General features: G+C 69.5%; 12 protein-coding genes. 1 reads left to right on the top strand and 11 read right to left on the bottom strand.

The genetic code is table 11. The annotated features are described in order from the left end of the window. Nucleotides 1–16: 16 nt before the first annotated feature. From CTP10_RS27020 to tauA, 3 genes are read right to left on the bottom strand one after another with little or no spacing between them, the layout of a single operon-like run. Nucleotides 17–901, bottom strand: coding sequence for an ABC transporter permease subunit (locus tag CTP10_RS27020; RefSeq protein ID WP_116319554.1), 885 nt, complete (start codon nucleotides 899–901; stop codon nucleotides 17–19). 10 nt (nucleotides 902–911) lie between these two features. Next, nucleotides 912–1,688, bottom strand: coding sequence for a taurine ABC transporter ATP-binding protein (locus CTP10_RS27015; RefSeq protein ID WP_029044916.1), 777 nt, complete (start codon nucleotides 1,686–1,688; stop codon nucleotides 912–914). Between the two features lie 41 nt (nucleotides 1,689–1,729). Continuing rightward, nucleotides 1,730–2,728, bottom strand: coding sequence for a taurine ABC transporter substrate-binding protein (gene tauA / locus CTP10_RS27010; protein WP_116319555.1), 999 nt, complete (start codon nucleotides 2,726–2,728; stop codon nucleotides 1,730–1,732). A 295-nt stretch (nucleotides 2,729–3,023) separates the two neighbouring features. On the opposite strand from tauA, the gene CTP10_RS27005 reads away from it, so the two are divergent. Further along, nucleotides 3,024–3,794, top strand: coding sequence for an SDR family NAD(P)-dependent oxidoreductase (locus CTP10_RS27005; RefSeq protein WP_116319556.1), 771 nt, complete (start codon nucleotides 3,024–3,026; stop codon nucleotides 3,792–3,794). On the opposite strand, the gene pdeM is transcribed toward CTP10_RS27005, so the two are convergent. The 8 genes from pdeM to CTP10_RS26965 form a co-directional block, all read right to left on the bottom strand. Then, on the bottom strand, nucleotides 3,779–4,498 hold the full coding sequence (pdeM, locus tag CTP10_RS27000) for a ligase-associated DNA damage response endonuclease PdeM (RefSeq protein WP_116319557.1): 720 nt from the start codon (nucleotides 4,496–4,498) through the stop codon (nucleotides 3,779–3,781). The two genes, CTP10_RS27005 and pdeM, sit on opposite strands and share 16 nt — an antisense overlap. Continuing rightward, nucleotides 4,495–7,194, bottom strand: a complete 2,700-nt coding sequence (locus tag CTP10_RS26995) for a ligase-associated DNA damage response DEXH box helicase (RefSeq protein ID WP_199414580.1) — start codon at nucleotides 7,192–7,194, stop codon at nucleotides 4,495–4,497. Before CTP10_RS26995 ends, pdeM begins: the two co-directional genes overlap by 4 nt. Beyond that, nucleotides 7,191–8,864 (bottom strand): ATP-dependent DNA ligase, encoded by a 1,674-nt coding sequence (locus CTP10_RS26990; protein WP_116319558.1) that lies wholly within the window; start codon nucleotides 8,862–8,864, stop codon nucleotides 7,191–7,193. Before CTP10_RS26990 ends, CTP10_RS26995 begins: the two co-directional genes overlap by 4 nt. Further along, nucleotides 8,861–9,994: a ligase-associated DNA damage response exonuclease gene (locus CTP10_RS26985; RefSeq protein WP_199414585.1), complete on the bottom strand. Its 1,134-nt coding sequence runs from the start codon at nucleotides 9,992–9,994 to the stop codon at nucleotides 8,861–8,863. The genes CTP10_RS26990 and CTP10_RS26985 overlap by 4 nt, the downstream gene beginning before the upstream one ends. A 197-nt stretch (nucleotides 9,995–10,191) precedes the next feature. Beyond that, on the bottom strand, nucleotides 10,192–11,634 hold the full coding sequence (locus CTP10_RS26980) for an NAD(P)/FAD-dependent oxidoreductase (RefSeq protein WP_116319560.1): 1,443 nt from the start codon (nucleotides 11,632–11,634) through the stop codon (nucleotides 10,192–10,194). 16 nt (nucleotides 11,635–11,650) lie between these two features. Further along, the gene (locus CTP10_RS26975) at nucleotides 11,651–12,079 is read right to left on the bottom strand and encodes a nuclear transport factor 2 family protein (RefSeq protein ID WP_116319561.1); all 429 of its coding nucleotides are present in this window, start codon (nucleotides 12,077–12,079) and stop codon (nucleotides 11,651–11,653) included. A gap of 161 nt (nucleotides 12,080–12,240) precedes the next feature. Further along, nucleotides 12,241–13,812: a MocR-like pyridoxine biosynthesis transcription factor PdxR gene (pdxR, locus tag CTP10_RS26970; RefSeq protein WP_116319562.1), complete on the bottom strand. Its 1,572-nt coding sequence runs from the start codon at nucleotides 13,810–13,812 to the stop codon at nucleotides 12,241–12,243. A gap of 60 nt (nucleotides 13,813–13,872) precedes the next feature. After that, nucleotides 13,873–15,309, bottom strand: coding sequence for an amino acid permease (locus tag CTP10_RS26965; RefSeq protein WP_116319563.1), 1,437 nt, complete (start codon nucleotides 15,307–15,309; stop codon nucleotides 13,873–13,875). Nucleotides 15,310–15,491 lie beyond the last annotated feature (182 nt).

Below are 15,491 nucleotides of genomic sequence, written 5' to 3'. Positions count from 1 at the left end.
GCGGGGGGAAAACACCTTACATCCTCCCCTTCCAGGGCACCAGCCACTTCGCCATCTTGCGCATCAGCAGATCAAACACATACGCGATCAACCCGATCAGCACGATCCCCATGATCACCACGTCGGTACGCAGGAAGTTGGAAGCGTTCAGCACCATCTGCCCCAGCCCGGCGGTCGCGGCCACCATCTCCGCGGCGACCAGCGTGGTCCAGCCAAAGCCGATGGCGATGCGCATGCCGGTCAGGATGTCGGGCAGCGCGGCGGGCAGCACCACGTGCCGCACCACCTGCCACGGCGTGGCGCCCATCGAATAGGCCGCGTTGATCTGCTCGATCGTGACCGAGCGCACGCCCGCCTGCGCCGACATCGCCAGCGGTGCAAAGCACGCCAGGAAGATCAGCAGCACCTTCGAGGTCTCGTCGATGCCGAACCAGATCACGATCAGCGGCAGGTAGGCCAGCGGCGGCAGCGGGCGGTAGAACTCGATGGGCGGATCGAAGATGCCGCGCGCGATGCGCGACACGCCCATCAGCACACCGATCGGCACCGCCGTGGCCACCGCCAGCCCGAACGCGCCGAACACGCGCACCATGCTCGCGGTGAAGTGCTCGGTCAGCGGCTGGCCGCCTTGCAGGTTGCCCTGCCAGGCATCGATGAAGGCGGTGACGATCGACTCCGGCGTGGGCAGGAACAGCGGCGGCAGCCAGCGCAGGTGGCTGGCGATCCACCACAGCGCCAGCAGGCTCACCACGGTAATGGTGGAGATGCTCGAGCTCGATCCCTCGCCGGGGAGGCGGTAGCCCGAGACGGCTTTCATCGGCTTGCTGGAAGGGGCGGAGCTTGGCGCGGCGGCAGGCGCGGCGCGCGGCGCGGGTTCGATGCGTTGAGCGGAAGCGGGCATCTTGAATTCCTCAGGCGGTAGCATGGATCAGGTCGACGATCTCTTCGCGGTAGCGGATGAACTCCGGGTCGGACTTGACCTGGCGGGCATCGCCGCACTCGATGAAGCGGCGCGCGAAGGGCAGTTCATAGGTATGCGCGATGCGGCCCGGCGACGGCGTCATCACGATCAGCCGCGTCGCCAGGAATAGCGCCTCTTCCACGCTGTGGGTGATGAAGAACACGATCTTCTGCTCCTTCGCCCAGAGCCTGAGGATCAGCGCCTGGATCGACTCGCGGGTCAGCGCGTCGAGCGCGCCCAGCGGTTCGTCCATCAGCATCACCGCCGGATCGCAGGCCAGCGCGCGCGCAATCCCCACGCGCTGCTGCATGCCGCCGGAAAGCTGGTAGACGGGCTTGGCAGCCGCCGCTTCCAGCCCCACCGCGGCCAGCTTCTCGCGCGCAATACGCAGGCGTTCCGCGCGCGGCACGCCGCGCAGGCGCAGGCCCAGCGCCACGTTGTCGGCCACGCTCAGCCACGGCATCAGCGCATGCTTCTGGAACACCACGCCGCGCTCGGCACCGGGTCCGCGCACTGCCTTGCCGTTGAGCCGGATCTCGCCTTCCGACGGCTCCATGAAGCCGGCGATGCACGACAGCAGCGTGGTCTTGCCGCAGCCCGAGGCGCCCAGCGCGACGACGAAATCGCCGCGCTCCATGGTGAGATTGACCTGCGACAGGGCCAGCGTGCGGGCGCCGCCGGCGGCGCCGTAGTTCACGCTGAGGTTATCGATTTCAAGTTTGTTCATGACGATTTCCGCTGCTCTTGCCGTTCCACACACCGCGCGCGTTACCGCAGCGCACGTTTGGCCCATTCCGCATTGACGCCCTGGCCGTAGTCCGGCAACACCGTCTGGATGGTCCCCTGCTCCTTCAGGAACTGTGCCGCCGACTGCAGCGCGCGCGCCGCGCCGCCGCCGAGCCAGCGCTCCGAGACCTGTTCTTCCAGCGTCGGGAAGGCATACAGCGCCATGCTGGCCGGCACCGTCTCGGCCTTGGCGCCGGAGACCTTGGCCACCGCCTTGACCATCGGCGAATCGGCGGTCCATGACGCCTTGTTCTTGCGGTAGTTGTCGTCCGCGGCGGCCAGCACGCGCACCAGCTTGACCATGAACTCCGGGTTTTCGCGCGCGAACTTCTTGTTGGCGATCATCCCGTCGAAGGTCGCCTTGCCGGTATCGGCGGCGATCTGGCCGGAGGTCGTCAGTACCGTGCCCGACTGCTTGAGCTTGGCCAGCACCGGGTCCCAGATAAAGGTCGCGTCGATGTCGCCCCGCTCCCACGCGGCCGCGACCTCGGGCGGGCGCATGTTGACGATGCGCACGTCTTTCGGACTGACCTTGGCACGCTCCAGCGCGACCAGCGTGTGGTAGTGCGTGGTCGACACGAACGGCACGCCCACGCGCTTGCCCTTCAGGTCGGTGATGCTGGCGATCTTGCTGCCGTTGCGCGCGACCATGGCCTCGGCCGCGTTGATGTCGTCGAGGATCCAGAACAGCTCCACGTCCAGTCCTTGCGACAGCGCCGAGGCGATCGGCGAAGTGCCCGCCTCGCCGATGGCGATCTGGCCCGACGCCATGGCGCGGATTACGTCGCCGCCGCCGCCGAACTGGCGGAACGACACCTTGTAGCCGGTCTGCTTTTCCAGCTCCTTCATGTCTTGCGCATAACGCCAGGGCACCACCATGTCCTGGTAAGCAATCACTACATCCTTGCTTTGCGCGTGGGCGGCTGGCGCCAGTGCTGCCGCCAGGGCGAAATACGTCGCAAGTCGCTTGATCCACCGCATGGTTCTGCTCCTCGAAAGGAAAGGGTTGAAGGTCACGGCTTTATAGGTGAGCGCCGATCCGGCCCTGTAGGGCCAGTTGGCCGGATTCGCTGGGGCCAGCCGCGGCGCAGGGCCGCAGATGGCGACAGGACGGGCGGAGCGGTGGCCCGGGCAAGCGTCAATCATGGAAATCCTTAGCCGCCCGGAAGTGCGCCGGCGCGCATCCAAACTCATCGGTTCCGACGACGAGCTTTGTGCCGTGACGGGTCAACAATGTCCGGTCGAGGCAGCGACCCCACCATCCGAGGAGACAGACATGAGCAAGCACCCTTTCGACCTGACAGGAAAAGTGGCCCTGGTGACCGGCGGTAACGGCGGCATCGGGCTGGGCATTGCCGAGGGCCTGGCCGCGGCGGGCGCGGACATCGCCATCTGGGGCACCAACGCGGACAAGAACGCCGCCGCCGCCGACCGGCTGGCGCAGCACGGCCGCCGGGTGCACACCGAGGTGTGCGACGTGGGCGACGAGCAGGCGGTCGATGCTGCGATGCAGCGCACGGTGGCGGCGCTGGGCCGGATCGACGGCTGCTTTGCCAACGCGGGTATCGGCGGCAACAAGGGCCCGTTCGATACGTTGACGGCGGAGGTCTGGCGCAAGACCATGCGCGTCAACCTGGATGGCGCCTTTTTCACGCTGCGCGCCGCGGTGCGGCAGATGCTGGTGCAGGGCGAGGGCGGTGTGCTGTGCAGCACCGCTTCGGTCGCGGCCATCGAAGGCGCGCCGCGGACCGAGCACTATGCCGCCACCAAGGGCGGCGTGATCTCGATGATGCGCGGCCTGGCCGTCGAATATGCGCGCAAGGGCATCCGCGCGCATTCGATCCTGCCGGGCTGGATCAAGACCGAGATGACCGGCGCCGCGCAGGCCAACGATGCCTTCCAGGAGATGGTGCACAAGCGCGTGCCGATGCGCCGCTGGGGCGAAGGCAGCGACTTTGCCGGCATTGCGGTCTACCTGATGAGCCCGGCGTCGGCCTACCACACCGGCGACACCTTCGTCATCGACGGCGGCTACACGCTGTTCTGAGGGCTGCTCTGAGGCGCGCGGCCCACCGGCCAGACGCGGCCGCCACCGGCCACGTAGACGCGTTCATCCGCTTGCGGCCGCACCGTGGCGTGGCCGGTGAAGGCGCCGAAGGCGGGCAGGATGGCGCCGCGCGGGCCGAACAGGAAGCAGGGCAGGCGCAGGCTGTCGGCGCCGGCGCCGCGCAGCCGGCAGGCCGGGTGCAGGTGGCCCGCCAGCACGTAGCCCAGCGGCGAAGCACCGGGCAGATGGCACAGCGCCAAGGGACTCGCCACGGCGGGCTCCGTCACCACGCGGATCTGCAGCGAATCGGGTGGGTCGCCGGCGCGCGCATCGTGGTTGCCGCGCACCAGGGTGCAGCGCACCTGCGGCGGCAGGCTGCGGCGCCAGCCGTCCAGCGCCGCCAGCACCGCCGGCGTGCGCGCCGCACGCGCGTGCAGGAAGTCGCCAAGGAAGACCAGTTCCTCCACCGGCAACTGCCGCGTCAGCTGCGTCAGCAGGCCCAGGTTGTCGCCGGTGGTGCCGTGCGGCACCGGCTGCCCGAGCGCGCGAAACGCCGCGGCCTTGCCGAAATGCACGTCGGCCACCATCAGCATGCCCGCCGCGGGCCACCACACCGCATGTTCTGGCAGCAGCCACAGCGTTTCTCCCGCCGCCGAGACGGCGCAGGCGCCGTGGGCCCGCAGGGTGCCGGCGTCTGGTGTCATAGCAGCGGCAAGGGTCTGGAGGGTTTGCGCGGGCGGCGTGGCTTGCGCGGTGTGCGGCCGGACGGGCCGGCGTGGTCGGCCATGCCGAAGCGCGCCGCATCGGCCACCGCATCGGCCACCGCTGCGGCCTGCATGCCGTCGGCTTCGCCCGGCTCGGGACCCGCCGCCAGTTCCAGCTCGGCCAGCATGCGCGCGATGCGGTCGGCCAGCTTCTCGGTGCTGAGCTTCTCGCGCAGAAATTCCACCACCAGCGGGAACGACAGCGGCGTGGGCCGCTTCAGCTCGTGCAGGTCTAGCCTGAGCGCGGCCAGCCGCTCGAGGGTTTCGGCGAGCCGGTGCGCGTCCAGTTCCTGCATCAGCACCTCGCGCTCGGCCTGGCCGAGCAGCAGGTTGCCGGGATCGTGCTTGCGGAACACCTCGTAGAACAGGCTCGACGACGCCTGCAGCTGGCGCGCGCTCTTGGGCGCGCCCGGATAGCCCTGGAAAATCAGCCCAGCCACGCGCGCGATCTCGCGGAAGCGCCGCAGCGACAGCTCGCCCGCATTGAGGCTGCCGAGCACGTCGGCGGCCAGGTCGCGCCGGCGCTCCTCGGCCAGCACCTGCGGCAGCCAGTGGCCCCAGTCCAGCGGCGCGGAGGCCAGCAGTTCCAGCCCGTAGTCGTTGACGGCGACCGAGAACGTCGCCGGCACTTTCTGCCCCAGCCGCCATGCCAGCAGGCTGCCCAGCCCGAGGTGGACCGAGCGGCCGGCGAAGGGGTAGAGGAACAGGTGCCAGCCCTCGCGCGAGTGCAGCGCCTCGGCCAGGAGGGTCTGGCGCGTCGGCAGCGCCGACCACTGCGCCTGGAGGTCCACCAGCGGCTGGATCAGCGGCAGTTCGGGCGTGGTGCGCGGATCGAGCCGGCCCGCGGCGGCGGCCTCGAGCGTGTCGATCACCGCTTCGGCCAGCTCGGTCGACATCGGCATCTTGCCGCCATTCCAGCGCGGCACCACCGGGCGCTTGCCGGTGGCGCGGCGCACGTAGGCGGTCATCTCCTGCACCCGTACCAGCTCCAGCAGGCGGCCGCCGAACAGGAAGCAGTCGCCCGGCGCCAGCCGCGCGATAAAGCCTTCCTCGACCGATCCCAGCGAGGCGCCGCCGCTGCCGGCGCGGCTCCAGTAGCGCACCTGCATGGTGGCGTCGCTGACGATGGTGCCGATGCTCATGCGGTGGCGCCGGCCCAGCCCGACATCGGGCACGCGCCAGACGCCTTCCTCGTCCGGCACGGCGCGGCGGAAGTCCGGATAGGCCGACAGCGTGGCGCCGCCCTGGCGCACGAAGTCCAGGCACCATTGCCATTCGGCGTCGGTCAGGCCGCGGTAGGCCCAGGCGGTGCGCACCTCGGCCAGCAGCGCTTCGGCGCGGAAGCCGCCGCCAAGCGCCACCGTCACCAGGTGCTGCACCAGCACGTCGAGCGGCTTGTCGGGCGACTCGCGCGCCTCGATCCGCCCCGCCTGCACCGCGTGCCGCGCGGCCACCGCTTCCACCAGCTCCAGGCTGTGCGTGGGCACCACCGTCACGCGCGAGGCGCGGCCCGGTGCATGGCCCGAACGGCCGGCGCGCTGCAGCAGGCGCGCCACGCCCTTGGGCGAGCCGACCTGCAGCACGCGCTCAACCGGCAGGAAGTCGACGCCGAGATCCAGGCTGGAGGTGCAGACCACCGCGCGCAGCTCGCCGTTCTTCAGGCTCAACTCCACCCACTCGCGCACCGCGCGGTCGAGCGAGCCGTGGTGCAACGCGATCTGGCCGGCCCAGTCGGGACGCGCATCGAGCAGCGCCTGGTACCACAGCTCGGCCTGCGAGCGCGTGTTGAGGAAGACCAGCGTGGTGCCGCTGTGCTCAAGCTCCTCCACCACGTGAGGCAGCATCGACAGCCCCAGGTGGCCGGCAAACGGGAAGCGGCTGGCATTGCCCGGCAGCAGCGTGTCGATCAGCAGCGTCTTGGGCGTGTGGCCGTGCACCAGCACGCGCTGGTCCTCCGGCACGCCAGACAGCAGCACGTCGGCCGCGTGCGGCAGGTTGCCCAGGGTGGCCGACAGCCCCCACACCATCAGCGCCGGCTGCCATTCCCTCAGCCGCGCCAGCGCCAGCTGCGCCTGCACGCCGCGCTTGTTGCCGATCAGCTCGTGCCATTCGTCGACCACCACCATGCGCACGCGCCGCAGCGTTTCCTGCGCGTCGGCGCGGGTCAGCATCAGCGTCAGGCTTTCCGGCGTGGTCACCAGCGCGGTCGGCAGGCGGCGCTGCTGCGCGGCGCGTTCGGCGCTGCCGGTGTCGCCGGTGCGCAGCGCCACGGTCCAGTCGAGATCGAGTTCCGCCAGCGGCGCCTGCAGCGCGCGCGTGGTGTCGGCGGCGAGCGCTCGCATCGGCGTGAGCCACAGGACCGTCAGTGGCGGCGCTGGCTTGTCGTGCGACGGCGCGGCGCGCGGCGTGCCGAATGCCATCAGCGCGCCCAGCCATGCCGCATAGGTCTTGCCGGTGCCGGTGGTGGCATGCAGCAGGCCGCTCTGGCCGCGAGCGATGGCGGCCCAGGCTTCGCGCTGGAACGCGAACGGCTGCCAGCCGCGCGCATCGAACAGCGCCTGCAGTCCCTGCGCGACAGTGAGCGGCTCGGCGGCGGCGTCCTCCGCCGGCTTGCGTGCGGCACGCGGCGGGGTCATGCGGCGTCCTCCCGCGGTGTGGCGGCACCGGGCAGCATGGCTTCCAGCGTGGCCAGCGTGTCGGCTTCTTCAATGGGCTTGTCGGTGCGCCAGCGCAGCATGCGGGGGAAGCGCACCGCGATGCCGCTCTTGTGGCGGCCGCTGCGCGCAATGCCTTCGAAGCCCAGTTCGAACACCTGCGTCGGCTCCACGCTGCGCACCGGGCCGAATTTCTCGACGGTGGTGCGGCGGATGATGGCGTCGACCGCGCGCATTTCCTGGTCGGTCAGCCCGGAGTACGCCTTGGCGAACGGCACCAGCGCGCGGTCCGGGGTGCCCTGCGGCGCGTTCCACACCGCGAAAGTGAAGTCCGTATAGAGGCTGGCGCGGCGGCCGTGGCCACGCTGCGCATAGATCAGCACCGCATCGACCGAATACGGATCGATCTTCCATTTCCACCAGACGCCGACGTCCTTGGTGCGGCCGGCGCCGTAGGCTGCATCCGCGGCCTTCAGCATGAAGCCTTCCACGCCAAGATCGCGCGAGGCATCGCGCAGCCGCGCGTAGTGCTCCCAGCTGTCGGCCTCGACCAGCGGGCTCAGCTCCAGCGAGGGATGGACGTGCCCGGCAACCACATGCTCCAGCCGCGCGCGGCGCGCCGCCTGCGGCCGGACGCGCCAGTCCTCGCCCTGCCATTCGAGCAGGTCGTACGACATCAGGATCGCCGGTGCATCGCGCAGCAGCTTTGCGCTCAGCGTCTTGCGGCCGATGCGCTGCTGCAGCAGCGCAAACGGCTGCACGCGGCCGTCCTGCCAGATCACGATCTCGCCGTCGAGCACGGTGCCATCCGGCAGTGCCGCGGCCGCGTCGACGATCTCGGGGAAGCGCTCGGTGATCAGCTCCTCGCCGCGCGACCACAGCCAGGTTTGCCCGCCTCGACACACCAGCTGCGCGCGGATGCCGTCCCATTTCCATTCGACCAGCCAGCGCCCGGGGGCGCCAAGTACCTCGCCGAACTGCGCGACGGGTGCCTGCAGCGGATGCGCGAGGAAGAATGGGTAGGGCTGGCCGCCGGCGCGAAGCTGGCGGTCGTCGTCGCTTTCCGGCGCGAGCAGGGCCAGGAAGCGCGCGGCATCGGGCCGTGCTGACAGGTCGGTATAGCCAACCATGCGCTCGGCCACGCGCTTGGGATCGATGCCCGCTACCTCGCCCAGCGCGCGCGTGACCAGCAGGCGCGACACGCCGACGCGGAAGGCGCCGGTGATCAGCTTGAACAGCACCAGCCGGCCATGGGCGTCGAGCGGGCGCCAAAGCGCATCGAGGCGCGGCATCAGTGCTTCCGGCGGCAGGCCGCGCAGCGGCAGCAGGCGCTGCTCGACCCATTCGGCCAGGCCAGCGTGGTCGGCGTCCATGGGTTCGGGCAGCAGCAGGGCAATGGTCTCGGCGAGGTCGCCGACGGCCTGGTAGCTTTCTTCGAACAGCCAGTCGGGCAGGCCGGCGGCCTCGCGCGCGAGTTCGCGCAGCACCGACACCGGCACGATTTGCCGCGGCTTGCCGCCGGCCAGAAAGTACACGGCCCAGGCCGCGTCCTGCGGCGGCGCGACGCGCAGGTAGTCGACCAGCGCTGCCAGCCGGGCCTTGGTCGAGGTGGTGCCGTCGAGCGCGGCGTAGAGGTCGGCGAAGGCCTTCATGGGGCGGGCTCTTCGTTGGCGGCTTCGCTGCCCGATTCAGCCGCCTGCGCCTCGGCGCGCGCCGATTCGTCGTCATCGCCGTACTCGGTCTCGAAAGCCTGCGCCTGCCAGCCGCGTTCGTTCAGGTAGCGCACCATCACCGGCACGTTGCCGTGGGTCACGATGATGCGGCCGGCGCCGGTGGCGCCGATCGCCTGCAGCAGCCCCGGCCAGTCGGCGTGGTCGGACAGCGCAAAGCCGCGATCGACGCCGCGGCGCCGGCGCGTGCCGCGCAGCTGCATCCAGCCGCTGGCAAAGGCATCGGACGCATCGCCGAAGCGCCGCAGCCAGGCCGAGCGTTGTGCCGACGGTGGCGCCACCACCAGCGCCTGGCGCAGCAGCGGGCTGCGCGGCGGCAGCTCGGATGCAAGCGCCATCGGCGGCAGCGCCACGCCGGCGTCGGCGTACGCGGCGTTCAGCGTGGTCAGCGCGCCGTGGACGATCACCGGACCGGGCAGGCCATCGACGCCGGCATGGTGCAGCAGCCCATGCAGGATGCGCTGTGCCTTGCCGAAGCTGTAGGCGTAGACCACGCTGGCGCGGCCGGCCCGCGCATTGGCCTGCCACCAGTGGAAGATCTCCGCCATCAGCGTTGGCTGTGATGGCCAGCGGTAGATCGGCAGGCCGAAGGTGCTTTCGGTGATGAAGGTGTCGCACGGCACCGGCTCGAACGGGTCGCAGGTGCCGTCGGCCTCCAGTTTGTAGTCGCCGGAGGCCACCCAGACCTGGCCGCCGTATTCCAGCCGCACCTGCGAGGAGCCAAGCACGTGCCCCGCCGGGTGCAGGCTCAGCGTGACGCCGTGATGGGTGATGCGTTCGCCGTATGGCAGGGTGTTGAGGTGGATGCCTGGCAGTCGTGCCAGCAGCACGCCGCGGCCGGGCGCTGAACACAGGTAGTGCGCATGGCCGAAGCGGGCATGGTCGGAGTGGGCGTGGGTAATGACCGCGCGCTCGACCGGGCGCCACGGGTCGATATAGAAGTCGCCGGGCGGGCAATACAACCCTTCAGGCCGGGCGACGACCAGGTCGCCGGGGCGCGCGGGTTCGGACGGGAACGGCCGGGGGTGGTCCAAGCGTGCCTCCTGATGCACTGCGGCCGGCATGCGGTCGCGATGCTCCCGGGGCGGGAGACTTGGGCATCATACTGCGGCGCTTCGGGTGCCGTGGAGACGGTGGAATCCGGTTTGGGTGTCGGTGGTGGTCCGACAAGCCGTAGGGCTGGCGGTCGGTTTGCGCCCCTCTTCCGCAAGCGACGAAAGCGGGAGAGGGGAGAAAGGCGGCCGCACCCTCAAAACACATCATCCTTCCAGTGATACCAGTGATACAGCACCCGCTGCCCCATCCGGCGGAACGGCGCGAACATCTGCGCCTCCACCATCTCGCGCACATTCGGGAACGGCAGCGGCGAGCGGAAGATCGGCAGCTGCGGCAGCGACGATTCCTTGCCGGCGATCAGGGCCGCCAGCCGCTTGCCCGCCTGCGCGGAGTACATCACGCCGTTGCCGCCGTAGCCCAGCGCGTAGTAGATCGATTGCGACGGGTCCGGCTGCGTGATGCGCGGCATCATGTCGTGGCTGACGTCGACCCAGCCCCACCATGAATAGTCGATCTGGATGCCGCGCAGCGCCGGGAACTTGCGGTACATGTCGGCGATGAGCTTCTGCTTGTACTGGTCCTGCGGCGCGTCGTTGCCGGTGATGGCGCTGCGGCTGCCGATCTGCAGGCGGCCGTCGGGCATCAGCCGGTAGTAGTGGCGCAGGATGCGCGTGTCGGTGATGACCTGCGTGGTGCGGAAGTTGCACGCCGCCAGTTCATCGGCGGTGAGCGGGCGCGTGACGATCGAGTTCGACAGGATCGGGAACAACCGGTTCTTGAGATCGCGGTGCAGCGATTGCGAGGTGTAGCCGCCGGTGGCCACGCCCACGGCGCGGGCGCGCACGATGCCGCCGGGGGTGCGGAGGTAATGGACGCCGTTGCGCGTTTCCCAGCCCGTTACGGGGCTGGACGGATGCACCTTGGCGCCCAGCTCGCGCGCGCGGCGCAGGTAGCCGAAGGCCAGCTTGCCCGCGTGGATGCCGATGCCTTCGGGCTCGTGCATCGCCCCGGCGGCTTCCTTGTCGTCGACGTATTCGCGCCGCACGGTGGCGGCATCGAGGATGCGCGCGTCGTAGTTGAAGACTTCGCGCAGGACCTTCGCTTCCTTCTCCAGCGTGGGCATCACCTTGTCGCGGTGCGCGATATACAGGTGGCCGCCCGGCTGCGGGTCGCAGTCGATGTTCTTGATCAGCCCCTTGAAGGTCTCCATGCCGTCGCAGACTTCTTCGTGCAGGCGCAGCGCGGTATCCAGCCCGTAGCGCTGGATCCACTGCGAGCGCTTGAGCCGCCCTGACGCGCATTGCGCCTGGCCGCCGTTGCGCGTGCTGCAGCCCCAGCTGACGCGGTTGGCTTCGAGCACGGTGGCCTTGATGCCGTACTGCTCCGCCAGGAAGATCGCGCAGGTCAGGCCGGTGAAGCCCGAGCCGATGATGGCCACGTCGACATCGATGTCATGCGTGATGGGGCCGTCGTCGGCGGGCGGCGTGCCGGCGGTGCCGATCCAGTAGGTGGGGGCGTACTCGCGGCCCTGGCCGGGGGTGGGGGTATGCAGCGGGTCGTAGGCGGGGTCGTACGGACGCGACGGCGCGGTCGTGTGTTCGCCGCCCAGGGCACTGCGGGGGACTACGGCTTCCATGGCGCGTCTCCTGCGTTCAGGCTTGCGCGGCCACTACGGGCGCCACCACGGGCGCCACCACGGGCGGGCGGTCCTTGCGGTAGGCATTCTTCACCGCGATCTTGCCGTCGCGGAAGGTGAAGACGTCAACCATGCGCGCCTCGATGCGGGCGCCGTCGGCACGGGTGCCCTTGAAGGTGGATTCGCTGACGCCGCGGTCGCCCACGACGAAATGCTCGCCATCGACCCATTGCGCGTCGGGGAAGGTCTGCCACGCGAGCTGGAAGCCTTCGCGCACGGCGTCGCGGCCGATGAAGCTGCGGCCGAGCAGTTCGCTGCCGGCAACGCCGTGGAAGGCGCAGTCATCGGCCATGAAGCCCATCAGGGCTTCGAGGTCGTGGCGGTTCCAGGCGTCGTTGAAGGCTTGCAGCAGTTCGATACCGGCGGCGGTGTTGCGATCGGACATGGCTTGGTCTCCTGAGTGTTGTCCACCGGCCCGCGCAACGCGCTGCGGTACCGGCCATGACTCGAGGATAGGGAAGGCGGGCGCGGCGATGTAGCGCCAGTTCGGGACAATCGTTTGGGCCAGCTTGGGGCCAGCACGGGGCCAGCTGGTCGCGGGCCCGTTCAGGCCGCGGGGCGGGTGCGGGAAGTGACGGCGGCGTCCGCTGCAGCCGCGCCTGGCGCGCCGGCGGTGGCCTGCAGTTCACGCGCGACGGCCGCCAGCACGCGGATGCCGGGCTCGATGCGGTCCAGCGAGATCGACGAATAGCCCAGCCGGAACACGTTGCGCGGCGCCGGCTCGGCCATGAAGAAGACGCTGCCGGGCTCGATCAGCACGCCCTGCAGCTCGGCCAGCCGCGTCAGCGCGTTGGCGTCGAGCCAGGACGGCCCTTCGATCCAGCATGAAGCGCCGCCGGCGATCGGCACCGGGCGGAAGTCGGGCATATGGGTGGCCATTGCGGCCAGCACTGCCTCGGCGCGCTCGCGGTGCGCGGCCGACAGGCGCCGCAGGTGCGCGTCATAGTGGCCCAATGACAGGAACAGCGAGAACGCGCGCTGGATATACGCCGACGGGTGGCGCAGCATCAGCCGCCGCGCCGCGCGCAGCTCGGCAATCAGTGGCGCCGGCCCGACGATATAGCCGATGCGCAGCCCTGGCGCCAGGCTCTTGGACAGGCTGCCGACGTAGATCACGCGGTTGCTGCGGTCCAGGCTCTTGAGCGTGGGCGTGGGATCGCCTTCGAAGCGGCTCTCGCTTTCGTAGTCGTCCTCGATCAGCACGAAGTCAGCTTCCTCGGCCTGGCGCAGCAGGGCCTGCCGGCGTGCCAGCGGCATAGTGACCGTGGTGGGGCACTGGTGGCTGGGCGTGACGTAGACGTAGTCGCATGCGCGCTGCGCGTCGGACAGCACCAGGCCGTCGCCATCGACCGGCAGCGGCACCAGGTGCGACGTATGCGAGCCGAAGATATTGCGCGCATCCGGATAGCCGGGGTCTTCGATGCCGACCGGCGTATCGGGGCTGACCAGCAGGTCGGCCAGCAGGTACAGCGCCTGCTGCGCGCCCACGGTGACCACGATCTCGTCGGCGCCGGCCCAGACGCCGCGGCGCGGCAGCACGCGGGTGCGGATCTGCTGCACCAGGGACTCGTCGTCGCGCAGGATCATGTCCTGGGCCCAGTCGTGGATGTCGAGCACGCTCAGCGCCTTCAGGCAGCATTCGCGCCAGTCGGCGGTGGGGAACAGCGTGGGGTCGTACTGGCCGTAGATAAAGGGATATTGGTAGTCGCGCCAGTTGGCGCGCTTGACGATATTGCGCTGCTGCGTGGGGCGGAACACGAAGCGCCGTTCCCAGTCGGGCTCGCCGCCGCGCGCGGGCACGGGCTCGCCGCGCAGCGACGCCACGCCGCTGACGCGCGTGCCCAGGATCTCGGGGTTGACGAAATAGCCGCTGCGCTCGCGTGCCACCAGGTAGCCTTCATCGACCAGTTGCTGGTACGCCAGCACCACGGTGTTGCGCGCCACGCGCAGCTGCGCGGACAACTCGCGGCTGCTTGGCAGCGGTTCGCCCTGCGGCAGTTGCTGGTCAAGGATCGCGGACACCAGCATCTGGCGGATCTTGCCCTGCAGGCTCAGGCCGGACAGGGCGTGCTGCTGGAACAGCTGGAACCACATGGTGGCGGGGGACTTGAGGCTCATGTTGCGGCGGCTAAACGACACAGCGCGCCAGCTTACTGCACTGGCGCGCCGCGTGGCACATCAATACTTGTGGAGGTCTGGCCCTGGCATCTCTGCCAGCGGTACTACCGGCTCCGCGCCACGGCGAAACAGTTGCCGCGCGCCGTAGGCAATCAGCAGGATCAGCAGGCTGACCACCCCCAGCGCAAGCGGTGTGCGCTGGTCGGGGATAAAGGCCATGGCGATCACGATGCCCAGCATGCCCAGGATCGCGACATAGGTGAGATACGGGAAGCACCACATGCGCACGCGCAGCAGGCCCGGCGCTTCGCGTTCCAGCCGCGAGCGCAGGCGCAGCTGCGAGATCGCGATCAGGATGTAGACGAAGATGGCGACGGTGCCGTACGAGTTGACCAGGAAGGCGAACACCGTATCGGGCGAGACATAGGACATGACCACCGCGCCGTAGCCGAACAGCGTGGCCACCAGGATGGCGCGGACCGGCACGCCGTTGCGGCTGACGCGGGCCAGCGACTGCGGCGCGTCGCCGCGGCGGGTCAGCGCGAACAGCATGCGCGACGAAGCGTACAGGCCGGAGTTGAGCGCCGACAGCACCGCGGTCAGCACGATCGCGTTCATGATCTGCGCGGCGGCGGGAACGCCCATCACGTTCAGCGCGCTGACGTACGGCGTGGAGATGCTGTTGGAGTTCCACGGCACCAGGCATACCACCAGCAGGATCGAGCCGACATAGAACACCAGCACGCGGGTGATCACCGAGCTGGTGGCCTTGGCCACTGCCTTCTGCGGCTCGGCGGTCTCGGCGGCGGCGATGGTGACGATCTCGGCGCCGAAGTAGAACCCGGTGGCCGCGACCGCGCCGGTCAGCACCGGCACGATCCCGTTCGGCAGGAAGCCGCCGTTGACGGTCAGGTTCGCCACTTGCATGCCCTGTGCGCCGGGAGCGAGGCCCAGCACGTACACGCCGGCGACGAACAGGAACACGATGATCGCCGCGACCTTGATCGAGGCGAACCAGAACTCGAACTCGCCGAACGACTTGACCGACACCAGGTTCGTCAGCGTCAGCATCACCAGCAGCACCAGGCTGATGATCCAGTTGGGTACGTCGGGCAGCCAGTAGCGCACCAGGTCGGCGCCGGCGACGGCTTCGAGCGCCACCACGATGACCCAGAAATACCAGTACATCCAGCCGGTCAGGAAGCCGGCGAGGTTGCCCACCGCGGGGCGATCGCGCCAGGCTTCGCGGGCATACTCGTAGAAGCCGCCGGTGCCGGGCAGCGCGCACGCCATCTCGCCCAGCATGCGCATGACCAGCACGACCAGCAGGCCGGTGATCAGGAAGGAAAGGACCGCGCCGGGGCCGGCCGACTTGATGACGACGCCGCTGCCGACGAACAGGCCAGCGCCGATCACGCCGCCAAGGGCGATCATGGTCATGTGGCGTTGCTTGAGGCCGTGGGATAGTCCGTTGCCGGACTCGGGTTGTTGGATCATGGTGTGTCTCCTGTGCTGCGCGTGCTGCCGGTACTACTTGCAGCCAGACCAGCGTTTTTGGCAGGCGCCACGGCTTCTCTTCTGTATAGGTGGCGGCGCGGGAAACGCCAGCCGCGGCCGTGGTCGGTTCAGTGTTTGCAATCCCGGGTGCGGGATGCTTATCCGTCCATGTCGACTAGTCT

This window comes from Cupriavidus sp. P-10, assembly GCF_003402535.2.
Lineage (GTDB): Bacteria > Pseudomonadota > Gammaproteobacteria > Burkholderiales > Burkholderiaceae > Cupriavidus.
This window is presented reverse-complemented; position numbering and strand designations above follow the sequence as displayed.

What these genes read in the sequence shown, in the direction of transcription:
- CTP10_RS27020 (WP_116319554.1), bottom strand. Translation starts at nt 901, where the DNA reads ATGCCCGCTTCCGCTCAACGCATCGAACCCGCGCCGCGCGCCGCGCCT.
- CTP10_RS27015 (WP_029044916.1), bottom strand. Translation starts at nt 1,688, where the DNA reads ATGAACAAACTTGAAATCGATAACCTCAGCGTGAACTACGGCGCCGCC.
- tauA (WP_116319555.1), bottom strand. Translation starts at nt 2,728, where the DNA reads ATGCGGTGGATCAAGCGACTTGCGACGTATTTCGCCCTGGCGGCAGCA.
- CTP10_RS27005 (WP_116319556.1), top strand. Translation starts at nt 3,024, where the DNA reads ATGAGCAAGCACCCTTTCGACCTGACAGGAAAAGTGGCCCTGGTGACC.
- pdeM (WP_116319557.1), bottom strand. Translation starts at nt 4,498, where the DNA reads ATGACACCAGACGCCGGCACCCTGCGGGCCCACGGCGCCTGCGCCGTC.
- CTP10_RS26995 (WP_199414580.1), bottom strand. Translation starts at nt 7,194, where the DNA reads ATGACCCCGCCGCGTGCCGCACGCAAGCCGGCGGAGGACGCCGCCGCC.
- CTP10_RS26990 (WP_116319558.1), bottom strand. Translation starts at nt 8,864, where the DNA reads ATGAAGGCCTTCGCCGACCTCTACGCCGCGCTCGACGGCACCACCTCG.
- CTP10_RS26980 (WP_116319560.1), bottom strand. Translation starts at nt 11,634, where the DNA reads ATGGAAGCCGTAGTCCCCCGCAGTGCCCTGGGCGGCGAACACACGACC.
- CTP10_RS26975 (WP_116319561.1), bottom strand. Translation starts at nt 12,079, where the DNA reads ATGTCCGATCGCAACACCGCCGCCGGTATCGAACTGCTGCAAGCCTTC.
- pdxR (WP_116319562.1), bottom strand. Translation starts at nt 13,812, where the DNA reads ATGAGCCTCAAGTCCCCCGCCACCATGTGGTTCCAGCTGTTCCAGCAG.
- CTP10_RS26965 (WP_116319563.1), bottom strand. Translation starts at nt 15,309, where the DNA reads ATGATCCAACAACCCGAGTCCGGCAACGGACTATCCCACGGCCTCAAG.